Source organism: Nitrospira marina (assembly GCF_059568365.1).
The window spans coordinates 3,126,705-3,149,502 of the sequence record NZ_JCANTH010000001.1 but is presented as its reverse complement, the minus strand read 5'-3'; the positions used below and the strand labels follow the sequence as shown (position 1 = coordinate 3,149,502).

Sequence of the window (22,798 nt, the reverse complement as noted above, 5' to 3'; positions counted from 1 at the left end):
TTTCTTCAAAAAAAAGACATGTGTTGTGACAGGGTTGTGCCTCATGCTGTTCGAGTCCTTCCCTGAGATCTTCTCTGATCTGATGCCGGGCATTTCCGACGACTGAAGTCCGAAATCACTTCTCTTAAGAAACAGACGACCGGTACCAAAGTGACAGAGATGTACCGGAAGGTTTCTTGGTCCCCATTCCTCTTTGAAACATTGAGAAAATTGCAATTGATGATTGTGAAATGCACATGGAGAGCGAAGCGGTTTTCCCTCTCTTAGGGATCCAACTGTTCATGGCATGGACCCGGAAACCGGGGTCAGTGTCACGCTCTTTGCCGGCATGTGGCCATACTCATAAGGCCACCGTTGGGGAATTACCTGATCTGTACCAATTTCTGCCTTAGCCTTTCGTGAATATTCTTAAACAAGTAAGAACTTTTCCAAACAGGGAACATTTCAGGGTGGATAGACATACCCAAAATGTCGTCAATTTGCAATCGAATAATGACGCGCTGCCTTAAAAATTACGCGATCCGTAGGATCGCAATCCCAAATACATTCCGCAGAAGGTCTAAGATGTCTTTCGACGTGGGGGCTAGATTGTAAACCCATCTTCTACAGGAGGCCAAGACCCCTGGGAATTTTTTCCGCCCTCCATCCCGCAGAAGGAGTAGAAGTGTCAAAGCTTTGTGAAACATTGCCAGGAGGTTCAAACATGCGGTAGGCTCCCCCTCCCTGTTACGGATCAGCGTCCGCTCCCCTCGTCATTGCGAGATGCACGCCCTCCCTGACATCCATGTCAATTTCATGAAGATGGTCTAAGGCCACTCTTGGCCATGACGCACCGAAATCCTTGGCGCCGTATCTGTGTCTTCGGGATGTGGCTTGTGCGCGCGATGTCTTAAGATTCGTTGAGGAAATTGCCAATTAAGGAGACCATTGATGCCAAAAGCGAAACGAGAAAAGAATTGTTATGTGTGTGAGAATGCGGATTTAATTCGAATGAGTTTTATGACCTGCCGGCAATGCGCCCGTCATTTTTGTAGCCGTCATGGCGACCCAAAATTGGATGAATGTACCAATTGTCTTGAGGGTGATGAGGAAACCTAGACGGTCGATCAATTTTTCGCATGGAGAGAGGTGTTGAGCTATGATGTGTTGATGCAGGAGGTATCGGGTCGAATCTGCTAACGGTCATCTTTGTATGCGGGTTTCCGAAATGAATTCTCCGCCCCCTGGTCTCTTATCGTGACTGTGGTAATTGGGTTTCTCGGATCAACACAGATTGTGTTTAATAGTGGGAACATTTACAATGTGGGCGCCTACCACATTGAAAAGGCTCACGGGCATGGTTTTTTTGAGATCGCCTTGATCTATGTGCCTGTGACAATATCTTGAAAGGACGTTTCCCGAGTACGGCCAGGTTCCTGTAGGAAGCATCGCCATGGATTGTACTCTGCCGGATTTCCTTTCATCCCACTCCTGGGAGTCCTTCACTTCCAATTTTCCTCAAACGTTCGAATGTTTCTTGTCATCTTTTGCCGGACTTATCGTCTGTGGAAAGTCTGTCGAGATGAGCCCGTACAAGCTCCCGACCGTAAGGGCCGGGTTTGTCCATGAGTGAAGAACATTTCCGGAATATCGTTGAGAGAGTGGGAATTTCCATCTGGGAGGAAGACTTCACTCGCGTCAAAGCGTTGATCGATGACCTTGCTAGAGAGGGGGTAAGAGATTTTCGTCGCTATTTTATTGAGCATCCGGATGTGGTGGAACGGGCAATCGGACTGGTCAGCATTCTCGATGTGAACTCTGCCATGGTCAGGATGTTTGCAGCGACAAGCCGTGTGGAGCTTTTGCAATCGCTTCACCAAATTTTTCTGCCTGAGACCCATGAAATGTTTCTAGAGGAAATGGTTAGCATTGCTGAACATCAACAGCTTTTTGAATCGGAAACGGTCCTGAAAACGCTGCGGGGTGACCGTCTCCATGTCTTGTTCACCATCACCTTCCCTCCTCCCGATCAATCGTTTGATCGCATCGTGGTAACCCTGACGGACATTACGAAACGCAAACGTGCGGAAGAGGCTCTGCGCGAAAGCGAGGAGCGTTACCGCTCGTTGACGGCCGCGATCACATCTTTAGTCTGGACCACCGATGCCAGGGGCCGGTTCGTGACCCCTCAACCGGGGTGGGCTGCCTATACCGGCCAGTCCTGGGAACAATTGCGGGAATTCGGGTGGAATGAGGCTATTCATCCCGATGACCGGGAGACCATTCAACGCGTCTGGAATGCGGCCTGCATGTCCGAAACGTTATTTGAATTTTCCGGGCGGTTGTGGCATGCCTCAAGCAATGCCTATCGTCATGTCGAAGCACGGGGTGTGCCGATTCGGAATGCGGACGGTACGGTGCGGGAATGGATCGGTAAATGTCTTGACGTGGAAGACCGTTCGCAAGCCGAAAAAGCCTTGCAGGAGAGCGAACATCGATTCAGCAAATTCATGCAACATTTGCCCGGCCTGGCCTGGATCAAGGATTTGCAGGGACATTATGTATATGCCAATGAGACTGCGGAACTGGTGTTTCAGACTCCGCGGGAGCGGCTCTATGGAAGAACCGATGAGGAAATATTTCCTCAGGACGTCGCTGACCAATTTAAAGAAAACGACCGGCAGGCCTTGATCAGCGAAACGGGTGTGCAAATGGTTGAGACGCTCCGGCATCAGGATGGGGTGCTCCATCATTCGATTGTGAGCAAATTTCCGATACTGGGCGCCGATGGGCGACCGGTCCTGATCGGCGGAATGGCTATTGACATTACCGCGCGGAAGCAGGCTGAGCAGTTGCTCCTGGAAAGCGAGAGTGAGGCGCGCCGTCTTTTAGCGCTGAATCAGACAATCATGATGAATATGGGGGAGGGTCTGTACACCCTCGACTCCCAGGGTCTCGTCAGCTATGTGAATCCGGAGGCGGAGCGATTATTGGGATGGACATCCGGAGAATTGCTGGGTCGCTCGATGCACCGGATGGTACATTACCAGTATCCGGACGGTTCACCATTTCCGATTGAAGAATGCGCGGGCTTTCAAGTTTTAGCCAACGGCAAGGTCTTGAGAGACTTCGAAGATACCTTTATCAGAAAAGACGGGAGTTTCTTTCCGGTATCCTATTCCTCCTCACCCCTGCGTGACCAGAATGACCAGATTGCAGGTGTCGTCATCGTTTTTCAGGATATTTCCCAACGCAAGCAGGCTGAGGAGAATTTGCGACGTTGGAAGGATGAATTGGAAGTCCGTGTGCAAACTCGAACCGGAGAGTTGCTGTCTTCCAAGAATCGCCTGCGTTCATTGGCTGCCCAACTCAGTTTGGCGGAAGAGCACCAACGTCGAAAGCTGGCGAGAGATTTGCACGATTATCTCGTGCAATTGCTGGTGGTGGGGAGGATGAAATTACATGAATTGAAGGAGGGAGTGCCGCTCTCGCCTGAGGCGGAGGTGCTGACCGGGGAAGTGGAGTACGTGCTACAGCAGGCGTTGACCTATTCGCGAACGACTATCGCGGAACTGAGTCCTCCCGCCTTGCATGAAACCGGTTTGGCGGTATCATTAAAGTGGCTGGCTGAAAGAATGGAAAAACATGGTCTACGGGTGGAGGTCAACACCAGTGACTATCAGCCTATCCATCTGTCCGAGGACCGGGTGATCCTGTTGTTTCAGTCGGTACGCGAATTATTATTTAACGTACTCAAGCATGCCGGCGTGTATGAGGCGACAGTTCGGATGTCTTCGGGGCAGGTCGGGAAGGTGTGTATTGCTGTGGTGGATCACGGAAAGGGACTGCATGCCGGTGCGATGCAACAAGCCATGGAACCCGGGCATCTGGGTTTGTTTGCGGTACAGGAGCGGATGGAGGCGATGGGAGGAAGAGTGGAATTCACTTCGGCTCCGGGAAAAGGCACTTCTGTGCGGTTGGTGTTGCCGATTGACGGGTCGATTCCAGTAGAGGATGACACGGAATCGCGACGCGAAAAAAATTCTGCGCAGTCACGCGGATTGGAGCACACGACCGTCAATCCACAATTCGAAGAGGTCGCTAGCATCGGACATACTTCAGGAAAACCACGGATCCGGGTGATGTTAGTCGATGACCATGTGATGTTTCGAAAAGGTATGCAGAAATTACTGGAGCGATATCAGGATGTCGAGATTGTGGGAGAGGCCAATGATGGAGAGGAAGCGGTGATGGTGGTCCCTCAGCTCATGCCGGATGTCGTAGTGATGGATAACAATATGCCCAAACTCAACGGCATTGACGCCACAAGACAGATTTGCCGCGAATGGCCGGCTGTTAAGGTCATTGGTTTGTCCATGTACAATGAGAAAGAGATTCGGGCGGCGATGCTCGATGCCGGCGCGGTCGATTATCTACAGAAAAATGGCACCGTCACAGAACTCTATCAAGCCATCTGTGCTCTGTTCCCAAAGCCGTCATGACGCTTTGGATTAGCTGAAACCTGGTGCAAAGACCATCAAGGGCAACCTTACATCATGATGGTTCTGAAGATCGTTCACACCGGCCTACTGCTTATATTCCACACCCGGTAATCCTCTTCTATTCAGGTTCGTTTCGCCATGAAAAAAGCGCTGGTTCCACCTATACCTAGGCGAAATTTCAAATTCTTCATAAAATGTCTGCCGTTATTAATGGTGATCATGATGTTGTCAGGCTGTAGCCTGAACTCAGTTCCCACGCATTATCCCGAGAATGGCGATTCAGCAGTCATTTTCGTACCCGGTTTTTATGGGACGCAGTTGGTTCGAGAGTCGGATGGCAGTCTGGTGTTTATTACGCTCAGCCAGATGCTGTTTGGAGATCAGTCGTTGACCATTCCTGTGCCCGGCCTGGGCTTTCAAGAAACGATTGATTTGCAACCTGAGGGAATCTTTGAGACGTTTCGCGTCGTCCCGCTTATCTATTCCATTGACGTGTATGGCTCCTTTCTGGACCGACTACGGGTTTCCAAGCTTAGGGGCGGGGAGGTGATTCCCTTTACGTATGATTGGCGGGGAGAGCTCATGGATGCCGTCAGAAGCTTTGATGGCCTTATCCGAAAACTTCGGGACCGAGGCAAGAAGGATATTTCTGTTGTGGCCCATAGTATGGGTGGCCTGATTGTCAGCTACTATTTACGGTATGGCACACAGAATATTGACACTGCCGTGGAGACCTGGGAGGGAGCGGGAGAGTTCAGCCGCGTGGTGATGGCCGGGGTGCCCTTTCTGGGGGCTATGAACTCGTTTCGGAATATGAATGTAGGTGCGACCATCGGTTGGAATAAGTCGCTTCTAAGCTATGAGGCATACGCATCTTTCCCGGCCAGTTACTATCTCTTACCGATTGCCGGTTCTGATGAACTGATCACACCGGAACTGAAGCCCTTACACGGTGTGATCAGAAATGCCGGACAATGGCGACAGTCCGGATGGGGACTGCTCAAAAATAAACAAACTTTGTCCAAAGAAGTCGTTGATGGGCGGGCCGCCTACCTGTCTTTTTGGCTTCGTCGATCGGAACAGTTTTTGGAACTGCTTCATGCACCTCTCTCTACGCCAAGCCCCCATCAATCCTCCCTTCTGTACCTGTATGCGAAAGGCACATCAACCTTGGCCAAAGGGGTGTGGACGGGAACTCCTGGAAAAGGCTCTGGTTCCTTGTTGTTTGAGGATCCCGATCCGGTAGCCGCAGGTCCTGCAGGGAATCATCCCACTGTCTATGCGGATGGAGATGGAACAGTGACGGTGTCATCCGCTTGGCTTCCGGAAGCCTTTCGTCAGAGCTTTCACCTCACCATACGGGACTATGAGGTTGGACATACCCAATTGGTCACGACCCGGGAAATCCAAGACGATATCATAAAATTTCTCGATTGACGGTAAAGGCAAACCTCCCCCTGAATAATGGATGCAGGGCTCACTATTGTGTTTTGAGTGTGCGTGGAAAACGTTAAGGTCAACTGAGATTTCTCGAACATATATTTTTGGCATATGAATTCTTCGTGGCCTTGTATCTTGAATGGGGTGTGGGGTAGGAGAGTTGCAGAAAACTCCATCACCCGCTTCATGCGTTATAGCGATGCTGTGCGGCAAAACGTTTACGGTGAGAGTGCACGGATGTAATGCACCAGGTCCAGGACCTGTTCATCGGTGAAGGTGTCCGCCCAGCCATGCATTTCGCCTCCCCCTTTTTTGATCATGGAAAAGAGTTCCTGGTCGGATTTGGCCTGTGTCATTTGCGAGGTCAAATTGGCAGGATCCTGCTCCAGGAAAGGACGTAGGACGCCTCTCCCGTCCCTCTGAGGACCATGGCAATCTTGACAATATTGTTGAAAGAGCGCTTTGCCGGGTTGGGCCTGCTCTTCCATGGCTAGAGCCTGGAGAAAGGGTATCAGGCTCATGATCGTCGAGATGAGGATCGCTCCCACAGATGAGTGTAAAGGTTTCATGTGGATAAAAATCAAGATAAAGGGTTCCGAGCCCTCTTAAAAACCCTTGGGGCCTATCCATCGTCACCCCAGTGGCTTCCTTGCCATTTGGCACCTCCTGTTCCACTGGGAACCTTTTTGCTCTTGGTCAATACTGATCCGCCGCGTTTAGGGCCTATTCCTTTTTCTGGATGAGCACCGCAGACCGTACCGAACCGCCACCGGTCTCCACATTCACAAAAATTATTCCTGTGGAAAGGTTGTCGGGCGCCGTTGCTTCTATTCTCTCATTTCCCTTGAGGGTGAAATCCTTCGCATTTTCGTACCCGAAGGTGACCGAGTGCAGGCATTCTTTTTTTTGCCCAAAATCTTCTCCAATGATAACCACTTTAGCACCTGCCTGAAATTCATCGGGTTCAATTTTTGTAATTTTTGGCCGGCGACTTGGGTCGCAAACCGGATCCGCCTTGATTGTTTCCTCGCTCGAGACTGAAGGTGGTTCGGTGGTAGCCATTTGGGAGGGAAGGCCGGATTGGGCTTTTGCTTCGGTCATCCATAGGTTGTCGAATCCGGCAAGGGGTCCCATCATGATAAGGAGTAGAATTGAAAGTCTCATAAGAATTCCTCTCTGGTATAAAAATGAGAAACAAGCCATACCTACTTCAAGGATGTTGTATTTAACCCTGAGTGAAACCCCTAAAGCTAGCCCTCTCTTAAAGATTCATAACGGTCCTTTTTTCACCAAATTTTAAGGCACTGAAGGTTCAAAAGGCGCTAGTCGTCTGATGTAGGCGGTGACTGCGCGAATTTCTTCGACACTGAGCTTGTCCCACCACCCGTGCATAGGACTGAAGGCCAGTCCCCAGATGATTGCTGAACGAAGGTCCGTCTCCGATTTGGCCCGGGATTCCATGCGTTGAAAATTGGCGGGCGGGACGACGAGCGCGGCAGCGTCCGGACCATCCCCTTTACCCTGGATACCGTGGCACCTCATGCAGTGGGCCTGATACACAATTTCGCCTTGTAAGGGATCGACGTGCGGTTCCTGGGCTCCAGTGGGTAAGGCCCACCCGATCAGCAGTATCAGACTCCAAACCATGTTGCGAGATTTCATGAGATGTCTCTCCTTGTGAGTGTCCATAAGGAATAATTTGGGTGAGGCCCGGGATACGAAAGCGGTTCGTCTTATTTTTTAGTTTGCGATGTTTTGGATTTTTGGCGGGGACGTATCGAGCGTTTGGGGCCTTGCCATTCGACTCTCGCCAATTTGTCTTTATGTGACCAGTGGTAGGTGATTTTTCCTTTGAAAGCCCGATCGAGATGTTTGCCCAGGCGTTGGGCAAAGTGTTCGGTGGTTGTTTCGATATCCGGTCCGTCAGGACGTGTGCGAATGGCCATGATCCGTTCCAGAGGATTGTTGCCAATCGCCTGACTTTCCTCGTTATGAATGAGACCTAAGACCCCTCCTTTGTGTGTGCCCCAGTTTGGCCAGTGAATGGCGAGGTAGCCTTCCGCGTAGCCGTCTCGTAATTTCCGCCAGGCAGGCCAGACAAAACTTTGTGGAACCAGGACTTGCCTGGTTGGTTTTTTGGGGGTACCTGCGGGTGATTTGGAGGAACGAGGCGAGGACGTTCCTGGAAGGCTCCAACGTTTTCGGTGATACACGGCCTGGCATTCCGGACATTGAAGGAATCCCTTGGGGGCCGCTTTCATTGAATAGGGATCATCCCCTGTCAGTTTTTTCTTCTTGTACGATGTGGAATAACCTTGCCGTTTTGATATTGCCATTATCAGTGCCTCGCTTTTTGTAGAGAATTCATTCCCGGTGTGACCCCAAACCTTATGAAATTAATGAATCCAAGATTCATGCCGCCGGTCGTGATCGAATCTTTCTGTACAAGAAAGACGAAAATGTTACCCACAAGAAAAAAATTACTGTCGTTGACTATTTATTGAATGAGAAGGCAGGTTGAAAATGTCCCATCCTGCCCCATAGCAAAAGCGTTCATCCGTCCCACTTTGCCCCGATTAAATATTGGAGTTGATGATTTTTCAACCCATGTTTGTTGAACTCCGGATGGATATGTCCCATCGGGCAGTTTGACAAGGGCGGGATATGGCCCACCGTCGGTTTAGATCGCAGACTTTTAGAATGTCACGGGTGGTGTCAAGATGCGGGGTGAGAGCTTTTGTCTGGGCTTCGTGGGACCGGCGCTGATATATGAGCTGTCCTGCTTGGGGAGAAAGACACAATATTATTGGATCAATGTCTCATTCACGGTTGAAAAAAGTCGATTAATCAGTTCGCCCGATAGGGAGCCGACGGCCGTTGCCACCAGCACTGACAACAGGATGCCGATGAAAATGATGAAGAGAAACCTCATGAAGTGCTCCTTATTTTGATGATGGCCGTACCGTACGGGTTGTTAGTTGGATGATCTCATTGGGCTTTTCCATTTATTTTCTTGAGTGCCAATAGACCAGATGAAATTCAAATGATTTCCGATTCAATGGAGCGCTGTGGTGGCTACAATTTATAGCCTGGGTGAGACTGACATGAATATGCCTCAAAAGATGGGGAATTAAGGCCTCGCGTGTGCTGGGTAAGGAGTCCGGAGAAGTTTCGGGATTGTGGGGGAGGCAAACCGGATAGAGGTTTGGGACATTCCAGATAGAAACTGACAAAGAGAAAAGTGAAGAGCCGGATTCGCTTCTCGGCTTGGTTTCTTAGTTGATTGGCCACACCCGTTGGCGGGGTAATCGCTCTGTGTTCCTATTCGACATCGACAAGGGGGCGGGGAGAAAGACCGGAACGTTCTCTGGTCGGCGGTTATGAAGGGAGGGTCTGTTGCGGCGTTCTCAAAAGTTGTTCTTGAGAACAGAGGGACGGCTTGAGCTTACTGGTTGGAAAGATTGTGGATCTGCTGTTCCAATTCTTCGATGCGGTCCAACAATTCCAAAGCCACGCTGACTCCCGGCCAGTTAATCCCTAAGTCTCGATGTAATCGGAGCCCGCGGCTTAACCGGTCAATGGCGTCTTCGGGGAACAACACCATCCCCTCCGGGTCCGGTTCCGGTGGTTGAATAATTTCCCATTGCAAACAGACCTCCAGCATGTCTTCACCGATCCCTAATCGGGTACAGACTTCTTCACGGCGAATTCTTCCGAAGGTGATGATTTCCGCGGTAACCTGTTCTAAGGATGGTTCTGAGTCGTCAGTCATTGGCGGCCTCCCGAAGAAGGGTTGAACGGGGATCAGGGTGATCGAACTTGGCTAATTGCTCATAGAGTTGTTGTTCCTCGGAAGAAGGAGTCTCGGGGGTGACGATGTCCAGAACCACAAATTGATCTCCATGGCCTCCTGTTCGTTTGGGCAGTCCCTTGCCCTTTAATCGCATTCGTTGTTGGGATTGGCTGCCGGCGGGAACTTTCAGACGGACTGTTCCTGATAACGTGGGCACCGGAATGTCGGTGCCCAATACGGCCTCCCACGGCCAAAGCGGGAGCGTGACCACAATATCTGCATCTTTGCGTTGAAACACGGGATGAGGGGCAATTTGTACATGAAAGAATAAATCCCCTGGTGGTCCTCCTCCGCGACCAGGCGCGCCTTTTCCTTTCACCCGAAGACGTTCGCCATCTCGAACTCCGGCCGGAATGCGAACTTCGATAGAGCGGGGCGTTCCCCCGGCATCAGAAAGATTTAAGGCGCGGCGCGTGCCGGTGAAGGCTTCCCGGAGTGAAATCGGCAGATTGGCTTCCAGGTCGGCCCCCGCCATCGCGAACCCACGAAAGCCGGCCCCTTCCCGTTGAGCCCCCTGCCGGAACATGCTCTCAAAAATATCACTGAAATCACCGCCCCCCTGGGTAAATCCACCAGGACCTCCACCTGGATATGCTCCGCCGCCCTGTTGGCGGGCCCGTTCATAGGCCTCGGCTTCCTTCCAGTTCATGCCGTATTGATCGTACTTTTTTCTGTTTTCCTCATCCCCCAGGACTTCATAGGCTTCATTCAGCTCTTTGAATTTCTTTTCCATTTCCGTCTTTTTTTCGCCGGGATGTAAATCCGGATGATATTGGCGTGCCAGTCGACGATAGGCTTTTTTGAGCTCTTTGGCGTCAACGGTTTTTTTGACCCCCAGTATGTCGTAAAGATCGCGTTGTGCGGATGCCATAGATAGAATCCTTGACTAATTTAAAAAAGGGCTCGGCTTATGGAAAACAACTGATGTAAAACTAGCGTGTTTCCCTAAAAGAATACAAGAGCCCGGGATGAGGCTGTAAACGCCTCTTTGAGAAAATTTTGTAGCGGGGTAGCTATGGGCCGGGGGACTCAGATGATAGTTCGTATCGAAAGACGCAGGATACGCACGCTCAATAAATTTCATGACTAAATTTGTGATAGCTCAGTTTTTCGGTTTTGGGGGCACTAAAGAAGTGCCCCCATTTTTCCAGGATGATGTCGAAACCTGCCCCCATAAAATTAAGGGGTAACCGAGAAAAAGATCGTGCTCCGTCCGCGTTGGAGGAACAGCAAAACTCTATCCTTGGATCCGAGTTTCCCTGTTAGTCCACCGCTCCAACCATGAAGACCAATGCTGCGAATAACATCATGATGTTCTTCATTGTATGACCTCCTTCCTTTGAGTTGAGGATTTCGATGCTCAATTTCATTTCCCCACAGCGTGTTGTTTTGTATCATCGTTTCGACTTGGGCTTTTATTAATCCTTCTCTAAGACAAGATAAGCCCTAAATGCATAGAGGCAAATTGAAAAGACTTATAATTAGAATCGAAATTTTCAATCCATGTTTTCTAATCATGGGCGTTTACATCCTACCGCATTATAAGAAAAACCCCTTTTTAATTAAGGAAAATGGAGAGAATAAATGTCGGTGAGACTGAAGGATTTCCAGTGGGGCCTAACATCTGGCGAGAGGATCAGCAAAAAATGCCAATCCATTCTTGAAGAGGGTGGCCCGGGAGAAAGCATGTTGGAATTTCCGGCAGTTGGCGTTGTTTTGCCAACCGCCGGGAAACAACGTGAACGAAAGCAGAAGTGCCTTACGTTATGGCAATTTTACGCACAGCCGGTTTTGCGCCTGGATCTTTCGCGATAGTAATGGTCAAGACGCCATTCCTAAATTTTGCTTCGACGCTATTTTCATTCGCATCCGTTGGTAGAGACAGCATACGTTGAAATGACCCGTACGAACGTTCGACCCGATGATAGTGTTTATTCTTGTCTTCTTGCTCGGATCGTTTTTCGCCCTGAATCATTAAGGTGCCGTCCGCGAGCGTCATTTGAATATCTTTCTCAGCAACGCCCGGCACCTCCACGGTAATGGTGTACTGCTTCTTGTCTTCACTGATATCAACGTGGGGCAGAATGAAACCTCCCCACGAACTTCCGTTTTCCCTTCGTCCCGGCGATAAAGGGAATCCTTGGAAGACGTTGTCAAACAGTTGGTCGAGGTCACGATGGAACCGGGCCAGAGGATGGTCGGTCGACCTGGATACGTTCTGACTGCGTGCTGATTGAGATTGTTCTTCCTCTTTTTTGAACCAATTCCAGGGGGTAAGAAGATTTTTGAGTTCCATGGTGGATGTCCTCCTTTCGTCGAATAATTTGAATGAGAAGGTTTTTCATGCCTGGCATACCGGAGGAGGTCAACCTTGTGCAATATACCCGCCATGACCTATTTCCTCCGTTACACCAACTCCGCTGACGAAATTCTTTTATATAAAACAGAGCTAATTCATGTTTCGACAAAGTCAAGCCATCTGAGCGGAGGTGAGGGAAGGGCGGCAGGAACACCTGGCCGGTTGGGGAGGAAGACGAGGCGGTCTTCATACCTCTTGACTTTTTTGGACCTGAAATTATTTTAGGGATTAAAATCAGAAATGATTGAAAAGCTAGGATGAGAGGAGGTGAATGTTATGGGTGGTATTATTGAAGGCGTGCTTGCCAGTGTGGGACTTATGGCGGGTGTGATCGTAGCTCTCACGGCTTTGTTAGTTGGAGATGGTCCAAGCTCATCAGAGCTGAAAGGGTCTTACCGGAAATCCCGTACCATTCTCCCCAGTGATGAGCGGGTTGCGGCCTAACGCAGAGATCTTCAGGCCCGCCTAGTGGCGGGCCTTAATTGATTTTTTCCTTGCTTCTGTTCCTGCTTCGGCCAAGAGAGAAAGGAGGATGTCAATTATGAAAAGATTCATCGTTGTTGCAACAGTAGTGATAAATCTGGTCTTGATTGGGTCACTGGCATTTGGAAATCCCGGTCTACTCCCGAAGCATCCGGGCTATCCCATGGGTGATTTCAAAGATCCCGTTTTAGGCATGCAGACGGCAAATGACCCGGGACAGAGTCCACCATCACCTGAAGAGTCATTGAAACAAGCCGCAGCGTTTCATGATGCTCATGCCATCAACCCCATGAATGAGACTCGACCAAATATCGTGTATGACGTGCAGAAGACTGTCCCTACGGAATCTGCTCACAATGATAAGAGCACAAAGTGAATGGCCGTATGACGAGTTCCATGTCACCATCAATCTGGAGTCAGGAACAGGGGCATTGAAAGAGGGGATCATTTGATCCCCTCTTTTTATGAGGGATGGTCGAAAGTCACGAGAAGCTGAAAGATTTCCGTTGGCTAGGGCATCCGTTTCGCCCGCCGGCTAAGGCGTCAGAAATGCCCGGCGAATGGCCACCAGGAATTCATTAATGCGTGGTAAATCGCGTTCATTCCCGCAGACAGCAATGAATTGCTCTGCCTGTGCGGTGAGTTCTTCCCCCCAATCCATCACGTCTCCTAATCGGTATTGTCCATTTTTGATGCGAGCCAGCCGTTCTCCTGCCGATGTGTCCGTAATGCGGATGTGAAAACTTCCTGACTTGAGCAATTCACACAGGTTGTAGAGAACCCGAATATAGGCAGCTGCATATTTTGCCGGACGTCCATCTTTCTTCTCCAGCAATTTGGTGCGTTGATTGTTGGCATAGTTGGTAAAGGCCTCAAAGGCTTTTTGGGGCGACCAAAGTGCCGGCAGCAGCATGCGCAGTTGTTCTCCCCATGCATCAGCTGTGATGACGGGGGCCACCAGCGTTTCAAGAATCAGGGGATGGCCTTGTGTCCCCAGCAGAAGAAATTGGCCGATCTCCCAAGCCGTTTCATCCCCATCACCTTTGGCCAACTGCGCGCCGGGCAATTTAAATCCCACCTGAAACATCTCCTCCGTTGGAATGACATAGACCCGCCGGTAATCACGGTCGCTCTTGTCGGATGCCAAGCCATGGGCATGGGAGCCCACGAGAACTTTGAGCAGAGTGTGTTTACGATCGTCGGTGTGAGGATTCATGATCATTCGTTTTGAAACTATATCGTTAAGGGTGTGTGAACCTAAAGACGGTCACGGTGGCTCCTTTCGACCCCATTCATTTTAGTATGCTACAGCCAGGAGCACGCAATGAATCGGGAGAGTGGTAATAATAGGGCATACGCCAAGGGTTTGGGAGATGTACGCCGACAGGGCTCCGGCAGGGGCTACGAGAAAGGTCCGTACGCCGCCGATGCCGGTTTTGCGCTCTACGCTCAGGTCCTGCTGACGTTCCAAGCCAATCAATGCCCCTGCGGCAAGAGCTACGAGAAAGCCGAGAAAAGATTCCTCAATAGTCATCACGGGCATGTCTTATTAAAACAGGAAGTTCAAAGAAACAGAATGAGGAATCTTCATCTCTTTGATGTTCATCCAATACTCACTTAATATGATGTGAGAAGCAAGAAACGGGCTCAAAAGAACATGCCTGGGCGGCGATGGAATGGTACCCGGTGGGATGAAAGGCCCGGTTTTGTTTTCAGAACTTTTCAAGGTATTCTGAGATCCGGTTCCTCCACCGACCTAACGGTTCAAAGAAAGATGGAGCCACCCCACCATTCCACATGGTTTTTTGTGGGGTCTGTGAAGGTATCAAAAGGCTTTCCAGCATGATGAAGTCCAAGGTTTCCCACATGAACCCTACACCTCATTGGGCACTGGCCAGCAGAGCATCCCTGGCATGGATAGTGTGTTCTTGTGTGTTGGTGGGGAGTGTCTTGAATGACGGGTTGGCACAAGACACGCCCATCTTTTCCCACCGGGAAATCTTTCATCCCGTCTATGCCGAACATGGAATGGTCGTCAGTCAAGAGGCCATGGCAACCCGTGTGGGTGTAGACATATTAAAAGCCGGAGGGAATGCGATTGACGCTGCGGTCGCAGTGGGATTTGCGCTGGCTGTCACGCTTCCTCAGGCCGGGAATCTCGGCGGCGGCGGGTTTATGCTGATTTACGCAGCAGAGAAGCCTGTCGCGATGGCCCTCGACTACCGCGAAGTCGCTCCTGCTGCTTCATCGCCACAGATGTTTCTTGATGAGGAGGGCATGGTAGACCCGTCACGCCTTCGCTACAGCCATCAATCTGTCGGCGTTCCCGGCACGGTCGCAGGTTTGGTGGAAGCGCTTGAAACCTATGGCACCCTATCTCTTCAGGCCGTGTTGGCTCCGGCAATCCAACTTGCCAGGGAAGGAATCGTTGTCTCCTCTGATTTGGCCGCAGCGATGCAAGAGCATGCGACACAGCTTTCCGGGTGGCCCTCCACTCGCCGCATTTTTTCTCGGCCGGATGGGACGATGTACCGGTCCGGGGATCGGTTGATCCAAAACGATCTGGCGTGGTCGCTTCAACAAATTTCCGAGCAGGGGGCCGGTGCTTTTTATGACGGTCCAATCGCGGACCGTGTGAGCGCCGAGATTCGTGCCCACGGAGGATTGATGACCAAAGAAGATTTGGGTCGCTATCGTGCGGTCTGGCGTCAGCCGCTGAGGGGAACGTATCGCGGGTATGACATTGTGTCGATGCCTCCGCCCAGTTCCGGGGGCGTTCATTTAATTCAATTGCTGAACATCCTGGAACACGAACCACTAAAGATTTTCGGCCACAATAGCGCCAGCACGGTTCACTGGCTGGTTGAGAGTATGAAGCTTGCTTATGCAGACCGGAGCCGTTGGCTGGGCGATCCTGAATTTGTCGAGGTGCCCGTGCAAGGTCTGATCTCCAAGGCATATGCGAAACATTTACATGCCTCCATTGATCCTCAGAAAGCTCGTCCTTCATCAAGTATCCGGCCCTCCAACCCTTTGCCTTACGAGGGGCGGGATACCACACACTTTTCGGTCATGGATAAAGACGGCAATGTCGTGTCGAACACCTATACCATCAATTTCAGCTTTGGCAGCGGCATTGTGGCTGAGGGAACCGGTATTCTGTTGAACAACGAAATGGATGATTTTGTGGCGAAGCCTGGAACGCCCAATGCCTATGGTCTGATGGGATCGGCGGCCAATGCGATTGAACCCGGAAAACGCCCTCTCTCCTCAATGACTCCGACCTTGGTTTTACGCAATGAAAAACCCTTCCTGGCCACGGGAAGCCCCGGAGGAAGTCATATCATTACCACGACGCTTCAACTTATTTTAAATGTCATTGATCATGACATGAACCTGGCCTCCGCCACAGCAGCGCCCCGTGTCCATCATCAATGGATGCCCGACCAAGTGCGAGTGGAACGCGGATTGAGTCCGGACACCTTGACCCTTCTTGAACAATGGGGTCACACCATCACGGTCGGGGAAACTATGGGTGGGGCTCAAAGCATCCTTAAGGGACCGCAGGGGTTCTATGGGGCATCTGATCCTCGCACACCCGACTCCCTGGCCGCCGGGTATTAAGCTGACAATGCCAATTTGAGGGGAGTACAGTAATTCATCTCAATCACCCTCAACGCAGGAGGTGGGTATGCTTGTACGTGAAGTGATGTCCACAGGAGTGTTGACGGCGTTTCCCACGGACTCGGTTCGAACGGTGGTGATCAAAATGTTGAGCCGGCATTGCGGGGCGATCCCGGTCATTGATCCAAAAGAAAATCTGATCGGGTTGGTGGCTCTTCGAGACGTTATATTACCGCTTTTCCCGAATTTTGGTGACTATATCCATGACAATGTTCACAGCCGGGATTTCACCGAGATGGAGGAAGGATATCCGGAAGCGCTAAAAAAAAAGGTTGAAGAGGTGATGAGCCGGAATCCAATGACCGTCTCGCCCTCCACGCCGATATTAGAGGCCGCTTCCTACATGGGTGTGAAGAATTTCAGGAGAATCCCCGTCGCGGAAAACGGCAAACTGATGGGAATGGTCAGCATCGGCGATATCAATCGTGGCCTGTTTTTCGAGCGAGGGTGTTAGGAGCCTGTCGGACTTAGGAAGAATCGGCTGCGGCCCATAGTCCCCACTATGGGCCTGCGAAATCGTCAAAATCTGGCCTCGCTCAGCCGCTGTTTCGCTCTCGATCCCCTAAGTCCGACAGACTCCTAGGCCTTTACAGCACATGTAAGACTCCCGCGCCCTGGATGGTTCCTGCCTTTAATTGTTGGAGTGCCAGATTGGCTTCCTCTAATTGAAAGGGGACCGTGTGGGTGTGAATGGGAATGGCAGCCGCGGCCTCCATCAGGTCCAATCCATCCTGGCGGGTGTTGGCGGTGACGCTTTGGAGTGTCCGCTCCTGAAACAGATCGAGTGTATAGTCCAAGGATGGAATAGGTGTCATGTAGATGCCGGCCAGGGCGAGTGTGCCCCCTTTTTCCAATGCCCGAAGTGCCGGAGGCACCAGTTCACCCGCCGGGGCAAACATGATCGCTGAGTGAAGAGAATTTGGTGGCATCTCTGAGGCCGACCCGACCCACACCGCTCCCAGTTCACGGGCCAGGGTGCGATGTTCTTCCCGTAAGGAACACACGTAGACTTCACAACCCCAATGCCGGGCAATTTGAATCGTAATATGGGCGGAACCACCGAATCCATACAAGCCCAGGCGCTGTCCGGGTTTCACCTGACTGCGGCGTAAGGCACGAAAGCCGATGATGCCGGCACATAACAGCGGGGCAGCCTCTTCGTCAGTAAACACGGGTGGAATAGGGTAGGCGAATTGTTCAGAGACCAGTGCGTATTCGGCATACCCACCGTTGACGTGATAACCGGTGAAGGTGGCCTGTGCGCACAGATTCTCCCGCCCTGCCTTGCAGAATTCACAGGCTCCGCAGGTTCCCTGGAGCCAGGCGATTCCTACTCGATCACCTTCTTTGATCTGTTTGACTCCTTGTCCCACTCGATCCACGATGCCGACGGTCTCATGTCCAGGGACGATGGGACGCGTAGACGGGGGCAGTTCGCCTTCGACGACGTGCAGATCAGTGCGGCACACTCCGCAGACATGAACCCTGATGCGAACTTGGCCATGACCCGGTTCAGGTTTGGGAATATCGCGAGCCCGTAAAGGACCCGTCGCGATATCGGCATCCTGTTCGAGGATCATGGCATTCATCATTCACTCCTATGGGGTGAAAATGTAGATTGTCCCATTCAGGTATCAAGCAATCAGGTGAGGCCGATCCATCCAGCATTGTCATCTATCATAGTTCTTCCGGACATTCGTGATCGGGAATTCATCTTGATCCTATTTAGGATAGATCCCGGCCAACGACCAGGTGCTGACGGCAAAGGTATCATTCTGAGCCAGTGGCGAAGAATCTGTGCCCAGGTGGAGCCGCGATATCATAAAACGCAATCCGGTGTGAGTGTTACCTTACTCGTGTTTGTTTTAGAGGGGATCGCATTGTTTCGAAAAATCATTGGACAACGGTCTCGCTAAATTGATACTTACTTCGGGTATCATCGTGTCGGCCCTGTCCACCAGGGCCTCATCATAGCCTATCCGTCGGGACAGGTGAAGGGCAGCCAAGAACACCAGCATGAAGCGATCAAGGCCGAAAGCCACGAAAACCCGTCCTCCCAAACCTCTCTGGAATATCGGTTCGCATAGAAAGCCTCGTGTTCGGCGATTCAGGTGGATTCGCATCATTCCATTCAAAACAATTTTTATACTTCTCGGTCTTTATGTGTTATTTGAGATTCTCACGTTTCCGTTTCTCTCGATCGCCCGGTTGCCTACGGAGAATCCCACAGAATCCGCGCTTATGCGGCAACGCATCGACGAAGCACACGCTCAAGGCACCACGCTGAAAATCGACTACCGATGGACGCCGCTCCCAAGCATTCCGCGTCACGTTCGCCTGGCCATTCTGGTATCCGAGGATGGAACATTTTATTCTCATACCGGCGTGGATTGGCATGAGGTTCTGGAATCTATTGAAACCAATTTGGAGAAAGGACGGATTGTTCGGGGGGGCTCGACCATTACCCAGCAATTGGCGAAGAACTTATATCTCTCGACCTCCCGGGATCCGATTCGCAAAGGCAAAGAACTCCTCATCACCTGGATGTTGGAGTCGACCTTGAGTAAAAAACGTATCCTGGAACTCTATCTCAATATCATTGAATGGGGGCCAGGCGTGTTCGGCATTGAGGCCGCCGCCCAACGCTATTTCCACAAGCCGGCCTCCCGGCTTTCTATGGATGAGGGCGCCCGCCTGGCAGCGGTCATTCCCAGCCCGCTTCGGCATCAGCCCACGGAGACCACAGCATACGTGGAAAAGAAAAAAGAACTCATCCTCCGTCGAATGTCCACCCGGTAAAGCCGGGGTTCGTCCGGTAGCCGAGGTCCTTTTGTTTCGGCAAAAGGACCAAACAGCGGTTGCACTCTACGAGATGCAACAAACAAATTGACGCCCCGCCCGGCCTCATCGGATGGGACGGACGCACATTACGGAGGGCGGACCAACTCGCGGAGCCTGTCCTGAGTCTGGCGAAGGGCTCAGACAAGGCCCGCCATGTGATAAGAGCGTCCGCCCATGGGGCCGGGCGGCAGGCGTCGAGGAAATCTTAGGTATATGAGCAATTCTACTTCGTTTGGTTATGTATGGGAGATACAGCTAACCGGCCTGGTGTTTCTGTTGTTGGCTGAGCTGGCCTCAGTAATGAAACCGTAGCTGAGCAATGAGAAGGGCATCCCCCTCTATGCGATAGATTATGCGATGCTCATCAGTTATGTGGCGGGACTAGAATCCAAAGTGCATGCTGTAATGGTTCGGGTTAACTATTCCTGTGAATGGTTCGCGTTGTATCTCCCATATCAATTCTTTGATTCGTTCGAGCATGCGTTTGTCCTGCTGCTGCTGCCAATAGAGATAGTCTTCCCATTCTTCGTCTGCAAAAATCAGCTTCACGTGGCCAACTTCCGCTCAATACCTTTGCCGGTGGTCAATTGGGCGGCGGCCGAAATGAGGGGTTTGGCGTTGGCAGGCGTTCGCAAGAGATAGGCGGTTTCCTCTAACGCCTTATAATCTTCTAGCGAGAGCATCACGACAGACTGCTCTCCGTTGCGGGTGATGATCAGGGGTTCGTGGTCGTTGCACACGCGGTCCATGGCACTGGCCAGGTTTGCATGAATAGTAGTATACGTCACGGCATCCATAGTTATGTTCCTCCTATATGTACAGATTACTGTCCAGGCAGAAGAAAAGTTTCTCTAGAGTGGTTTTTCGGGTGGTCTATGGGGAAGACTCCAGGCTCTGACTAGAATCCAGGCGTGCTCATACAGATATCGTTTTTTCTTCCCGTTACCGGCTCAACTTTCCATGGAGAAGGGCATCCGCTTAGCGACGGTTTTTTCCAGCACTCTTCGGCACCACCTACCGAAAAAACTTCATATGTAGAAAAGAAAAAGGAGCGGATCGAATGCAGTAACCGCATTATGTCTAGCGGGTTAAAAGCCCGTCCAAAGAGTAGATCGGGTGCTGTCCTTTCCCACGCAGGAAAGACCAGGAAAGAATTATTCAGATCTTCCCCGACTTTCTCCTGCCCTCCTTTCGATCGTCAACGATATGACCTCTATGGTGTAGTAAACTGCGTAATTTTACAGCTTGGTGAATCGGGTAGAAAGGGCATTCCTGGACGGAACTGCTCGGCGCATTGCTTGATTGCCAGTGCAGCATCAGCAGTCCCTTGGTCAAAGGTGACCTGCCCGGGCGTCATCCATATCGGTGATGTGGCTGAGTGGGGGTGCTTACTCTCTTGTGAATGGTCTGTGGCCTTGATACCTAAATCGAGCCCCGTGCCATTGTTCCCCACGATGCCGGTGTTACTCACGTTGTTGACCCCCATGCGATGACAGTTGTTGCATAGATTGTCGTTGACTTCGACCTTGTAGGCTTTCCACGAGGCGAAATCAGCGCCGACAAAGGAATAGGGCTCGGGGTCGCTGTTGAAGGTGATATCACCCGCACCGGGTAACTGGTTGGGGCCGGATATCTGGGCGAGATACGGGGATCGGATGATTGGCCCATTGTCATGGCAACTGACACAGGGGAATTTGCTGTTGACAATTTGTGACGGTGTCATCCAGAAAGCTGGATTGCCCACTCCCTTGGAAGGCGCCTTGACCTTACCATCATGACTCAAGTGAAAGTCTTCCAGTGCTCCCTGATAGAAACACGTTTTGCCATTGACTTTATTGTGCTGGATGATTGCCACGTCGCCATACTGCCCTTGGGGTAGGCCCATCTTCCGGGCATGCGCCACCACATAGGCGTCCGGCGTATTGACTAGCACCCGGAAGCGGCTCCCACGATCACATTTTCCGTTGAGCACGTTCGGACGATCACAGGTGCCGTCTGGATAGGTCGCGTTAGCCGGAGTGAGATGATCGGTTGGAACCGTTGTCCCCAAGGGACTATCGACATCGAAGTCGGGAACAGACACGCCGATGGCTTGATCGCATTCCTGGGCAAAGGCTGCAAGGGCATCCGTTCCTCCCGGTGTGGTTAGGAGGCCTGGCCAATTCCCGGCAACAGGGGCAGGATAGCTGAGCCCTCCACCGGTTTGATCGTCGGCACGATCAGCCATAACGTCATACCGCATATACTGATTGCCTTTAAAGAAATAGACAACCGACTTCCCCTCGATTGTCGTTGGCCAGGCCACCGCACCGTCGATTCCACCTGGAAACTTGAAATTTGGCCAATTGCCCGCAATGGGCTTCGGGTAGCCCGGGTCAGCACGATGCCTCTTCACATCAAAGCGGATGTACTGATCATCCCGGAAAAAGTACGCGACGGTCCTGCCGCTTCTCGGCACAGGCCAAACCACAACGGCATCCACCCGATCTGTCCAGATCCCAGGCCACTTCAACGAGATCGGCTGGGGGTAGGCCCGGCCGGCGCCATCCGCCGCATCAGCCCGATCAGCATCCACGTCATACCTCATGAACTGATTGCCTTTGAAGAAGTAAGCCACCGTCTTGTGTTCTGCACCTCCCGGAGGCGGCGCTGGCCAGAAGACTGCGGCATCTATGTTCTCTTGAAAAAGTCCAGGCCAGATATTCTGGATAGGTCGAGGGTACGGATTGCCACTGCCATCGTCACTGTCCGCCCTATCTTGGGTGATGTCGTATCGGGCATACTCATTTCCCTGGAAGAAATAGACCTTGCCGTTGTTCCATACTACCGGCACCAGTTTTTCTGAACCCGTCAACTGAGCCCAAACGTCTACTGTCCCACAGAAACTCACCGCGATGAACATTCCGCAGAGTATTGACATGAAAATAAAACGAGACATTCTCATAGCGTGATCCCTTTCTTACCTTACCTATCCATTGCGAACATTCCGTTCATTTCCTCATTCCCAAACATTCTCTATTTTGCTCGGATAAGCAAAACCTATTCCCCTCAATACGGGTGTGCGAGAGAGACCCTTCCGCTATCGGATTGATAGCTCCTACTGGCAGGAGACTTCGCATCCTTGCTGATGCTGCTGCTCTCAACTGCAGATGCGTTGCGCGTATCAATGACGATACACGTCGTATCGAATCAGATACCTACTTTTCTGATGGGCGACTGTCACAGAACTTCAAAATCACTACCTCCAAGTTCTGGGGTTAAGTCTGTTGGTGAGAGTTTCGTACTGAGGAGTTAAGAGGATGAAAATTTAACTAGATTTATTTTTGTCGATTTCTGGTTCGTGAATGGTTTAATACGGTAACGGTTGCGAGAGTTGTTCCTGACTGCAGAGGTTGGAGAATGTGGGCCAAATCTATTGTTGAGAGTGTCGCCTCTCAGTGGAACCTTGGCTAAATTAGATTTCTTCGTTCCTTTTCCTATGACCCGACGCCTGCTGTTCGGCCTCATTGGCGGACGCTCTTCAAGCATTGGCGGACTTGTTTGAGCCTGGCGAGTTGGTCCGCCCTCCGGTTTCCTGCGTCCGCTTAATCTAAAGAGGACGAACTGGGCGTCAATGGTTTTGGGTCCTTTTGCCGAAACAAAAGGATCTCGGCTGCC

21 protein-coding genes and 1 pseudogene are annotated in these 22,798 nt (G+C 51.3%); 8 read left to right on the top strand and 14 right to left on the bottom strand.

The window, feature by feature from the left end:
• Positions 1-930: 930 nt before the first annotated feature.
• The 3 genes from LX98_RS13355 to LX98_RS13345 all read left to right on the top strand — a co-directional run bounded on the left by LX98_RS13355 (position 931) and on the right by LX98_RS13345 (position 5,918).
• Positions 931-1,098, top strand: coding sequence for a hypothetical protein (locus LX98_RS13355; RefSeq protein WP_312639925.1), 168 nt, complete (start codon positions 931-933; stop codon positions 1,096-1,098).
• Between the two features lie 506 nt (positions 1,099-1,604).
• Positions 1,605-4,481: a PAS domain S-box protein gene (locus LX98_RS13350; RefSeq protein WP_496429367.1), complete on the top strand. Its 2,877-nt coding sequence runs from the start codon at positions 1,605-1,607 to the stop codon at positions 4,479-4,481.
• A 219-nt stretch (positions 4,482-4,700) separates the two neighbouring features.
• Complete coding sequence (locus LX98_RS13345) at positions 4,701-5,918, top strand: lipase/acyltransferase domain-containing protein (protein ID WP_496429366.1); 1,218 nt, start codon at positions 4,701-4,703, stop codon at positions 5,916-5,918.
• Positions 5,919-6,139: 221 nt separating this feature from the next.
• Here the strand turns inward: LX98_RS13345 and LX98_RS13340 are convergent, their stop codons facing one another.
• From LX98_RS13340 to LX98_RS13305, 8 genes are all read right to left on the bottom strand, one after another.
• Complete coding sequence (locus tag LX98_RS13340) at positions 6,140-6,490, bottom strand: c-type cytochrome (protein ID WP_496429365.1); 351 nt, start codon at positions 6,488-6,490, stop codon at positions 6,140-6,142.
• A gap of 154 nt (positions 6,491-6,644) precedes the next feature.
• Complete coding sequence (locus tag LX98_RS13335; RefSeq protein WP_496429364.1) at positions 6,645-7,085, bottom strand: hypothetical protein; 441 nt, start codon at positions 7,083-7,085, stop codon at positions 6,645-6,647.
• Between the two features lie 132 nt (positions 7,086-7,217).
• Positions 7,218-7,583, bottom strand: coding sequence for a c-type cytochrome (locus LX98_RS13330; RefSeq protein WP_496429363.1), 366 nt, complete (start codon positions 7,581-7,583; stop codon positions 7,218-7,220).
• 71 nt (positions 7,584-7,654) lie between these two features.
• A complete protein-coding gene (locus LX98_RS13325) occupies positions 7,655-8,257 on the bottom strand; it encodes a BCAM0308 family protein (protein ID WP_496429362.1) in 603 nt (200 codons plus the stop codon).
• Positions 8,258-8,724: 467 nt separating this feature from the next.
• Positions 8,725-8,853, bottom strand: a complete 129-nt coding sequence (locus LX98_RS13320; RefSeq protein ID WP_496429361.1) for a hypothetical protein — start codon at positions 8,851-8,853, stop codon at positions 8,725-8,727.
• A gap of 513 nt (positions 8,854-9,366) precedes the next feature.
• On the bottom strand, positions 9,367-9,693 hold the full coding sequence (locus LX98_RS13315) for a chaperone modulator CbpM (RefSeq protein WP_496429360.1): 327 nt from the start codon (positions 9,691-9,693) through the stop codon (positions 9,367-9,369).
• Entirely contained in the window at positions 9,686-10,645 is a 960-nt protein-coding gene (locus LX98_RS13310) for a DnaJ C-terminal domain-containing protein (RefSeq protein WP_496429359.1), read from the bottom strand. Before LX98_RS13310 ends, LX98_RS13315 begins: the two co-directional genes overlap by 8 nt.
• A gap of 888 nt (positions 10,646-11,533) precedes the next feature.
• On the bottom strand, positions 11,534-12,070 hold the full coding sequence (locus tag LX98_RS13305; protein WP_496429358.1) for an Hsp20 family protein: 537 nt from the start codon (positions 12,068-12,070) through the stop codon (positions 11,534-11,536).
• A gap of 339 nt (positions 12,071-12,409) precedes the next feature.
• On the opposite strand from LX98_RS13305, the gene LX98_RS13300 reads away from it, so the two are divergent.
• Together LX98_RS13300 and LX98_RS13295 are read left to right on the top strand one after the other, a co-directional pair.
• Positions 12,410-12,577 carry a hypothetical protein gene (locus LX98_RS13300; protein ID WP_442431762.1) on the top strand — a complete coding sequence of 56 codons (168 nt, stop codon included), beginning with the start codon at positions 12,410-12,412 and terminating at the stop codon, positions 12,575-12,577.
• Between the two features lie 97 nt (positions 12,578-12,674).
• A complete protein-coding gene (locus tag LX98_RS13295; protein ID WP_496429357.1) occupies positions 12,675-12,992 on the top strand; it encodes a hypothetical protein in 318 nt (105 codons plus the stop codon).
• A 159-nt stretch (positions 12,993-13,151) separates the two neighbouring features.
• On the opposite strand, the gene LX98_RS13290 is transcribed toward LX98_RS13295, so the two are convergent.
• Positions 13,152-13,832: a DNA polymerase beta superfamily protein gene (locus tag LX98_RS13290; protein WP_496429356.1), complete on the bottom strand. Its 681-nt coding sequence runs from the start codon at positions 13,830-13,832 to the stop codon at positions 13,152-13,154.
• Between the two features lie 81 nt (positions 13,833-13,913).
• Positions 13,914-14,153 carry a hypothetical protein gene (locus tag LX98_RS13285; RefSeq protein ID WP_496429355.1) on the bottom strand — a complete coding sequence of 80 codons (240 nt, stop codon included), beginning with the start codon at positions 14,151-14,153 and terminating at the stop codon, positions 13,914-13,916.
• A gap of 329 nt (positions 14,154-14,482) precedes the next feature.
• Between LX98_RS13285 and ggt the strand changes: the two genes are divergently transcribed.
• Complete coding sequence (ggt, locus tag LX98_RS13280) at positions 14,483-16,240, top strand: gamma-glutamyltransferase (protein ID WP_496429354.1); 1,758 nt, start codon at positions 14,483-14,485, stop codon at positions 16,238-16,240.
• Between the two features lie 67 nt (positions 16,241-16,307).
• Positions 16,308-16,754 (top strand): CBS domain-containing protein, encoded by a 447-nt coding sequence (locus LX98_RS13275; RefSeq protein ID WP_496429353.1) that lies wholly within the window; start codon positions 16,308-16,310, stop codon positions 16,752-16,754.
• Positions 16,755-16,887: 133 nt separating this feature from the next.
• Here LX98_RS13275 and LX98_RS13270 read toward each other — a convergent pair whose 3' ends face one another.
• Entirely contained in the window at positions 16,888-17,892 is a 1,005-nt protein-coding gene (locus LX98_RS13270; RefSeq protein WP_496429352.1) for a zinc-binding alcohol dehydrogenase family protein, read from the bottom strand.
• Positions 17,893-18,316: 424 nt separating this feature from the next.
• On the opposite strand from LX98_RS13270, the gene mtgA reads away from it, so the two are divergent.
• Entirely contained in the window at positions 18,317-19,099 is a 783-nt protein-coding gene (mtgA, locus tag LX98_RS13265; RefSeq protein WP_496429351.1) for a monofunctional biosynthetic peptidoglycan transglycosylase, read from the top strand.
• Between the two features lie 336 nt (positions 19,100-19,435).
• Here mtgA and LX98_RS13260 read toward each other — a convergent pair.
• The 3 genes and pseudogenes from LX98_RS13260 to LX98_RS13250 form a co-directional block, all read right to left on the bottom strand.
• Positions 19,436-19,690: pseudogene (locus LX98_RS13260) on the bottom strand (Txe/YoeB family addiction module toxin).
• Positions 19,687-19,938, bottom strand: coding sequence for a type II toxin-antitoxin system prevent-host-death family antitoxin (locus tag LX98_RS13255; RefSeq protein WP_496429350.1), 252 nt, complete (start codon positions 19,936-19,938; stop codon positions 19,687-19,689). Before LX98_RS13255 ends, LX98_RS13260 begins: the two are co-directional and overlap by 4 nt.
• A gap of 416 nt (positions 19,939-20,354) precedes the next feature.
• The gene (locus LX98_RS13250) at positions 20,355-22,085 is read right to left on the bottom strand and encodes a hemopexin repeat-containing protein (RefSeq protein WP_496429349.1); all 1,731 of its coding nucleotides are present in this window, start codon (positions 22,083-22,085) and stop codon (positions 20,355-20,357) included.
• Positions 22,086-22,798 lie beyond the last annotated feature (713 nt).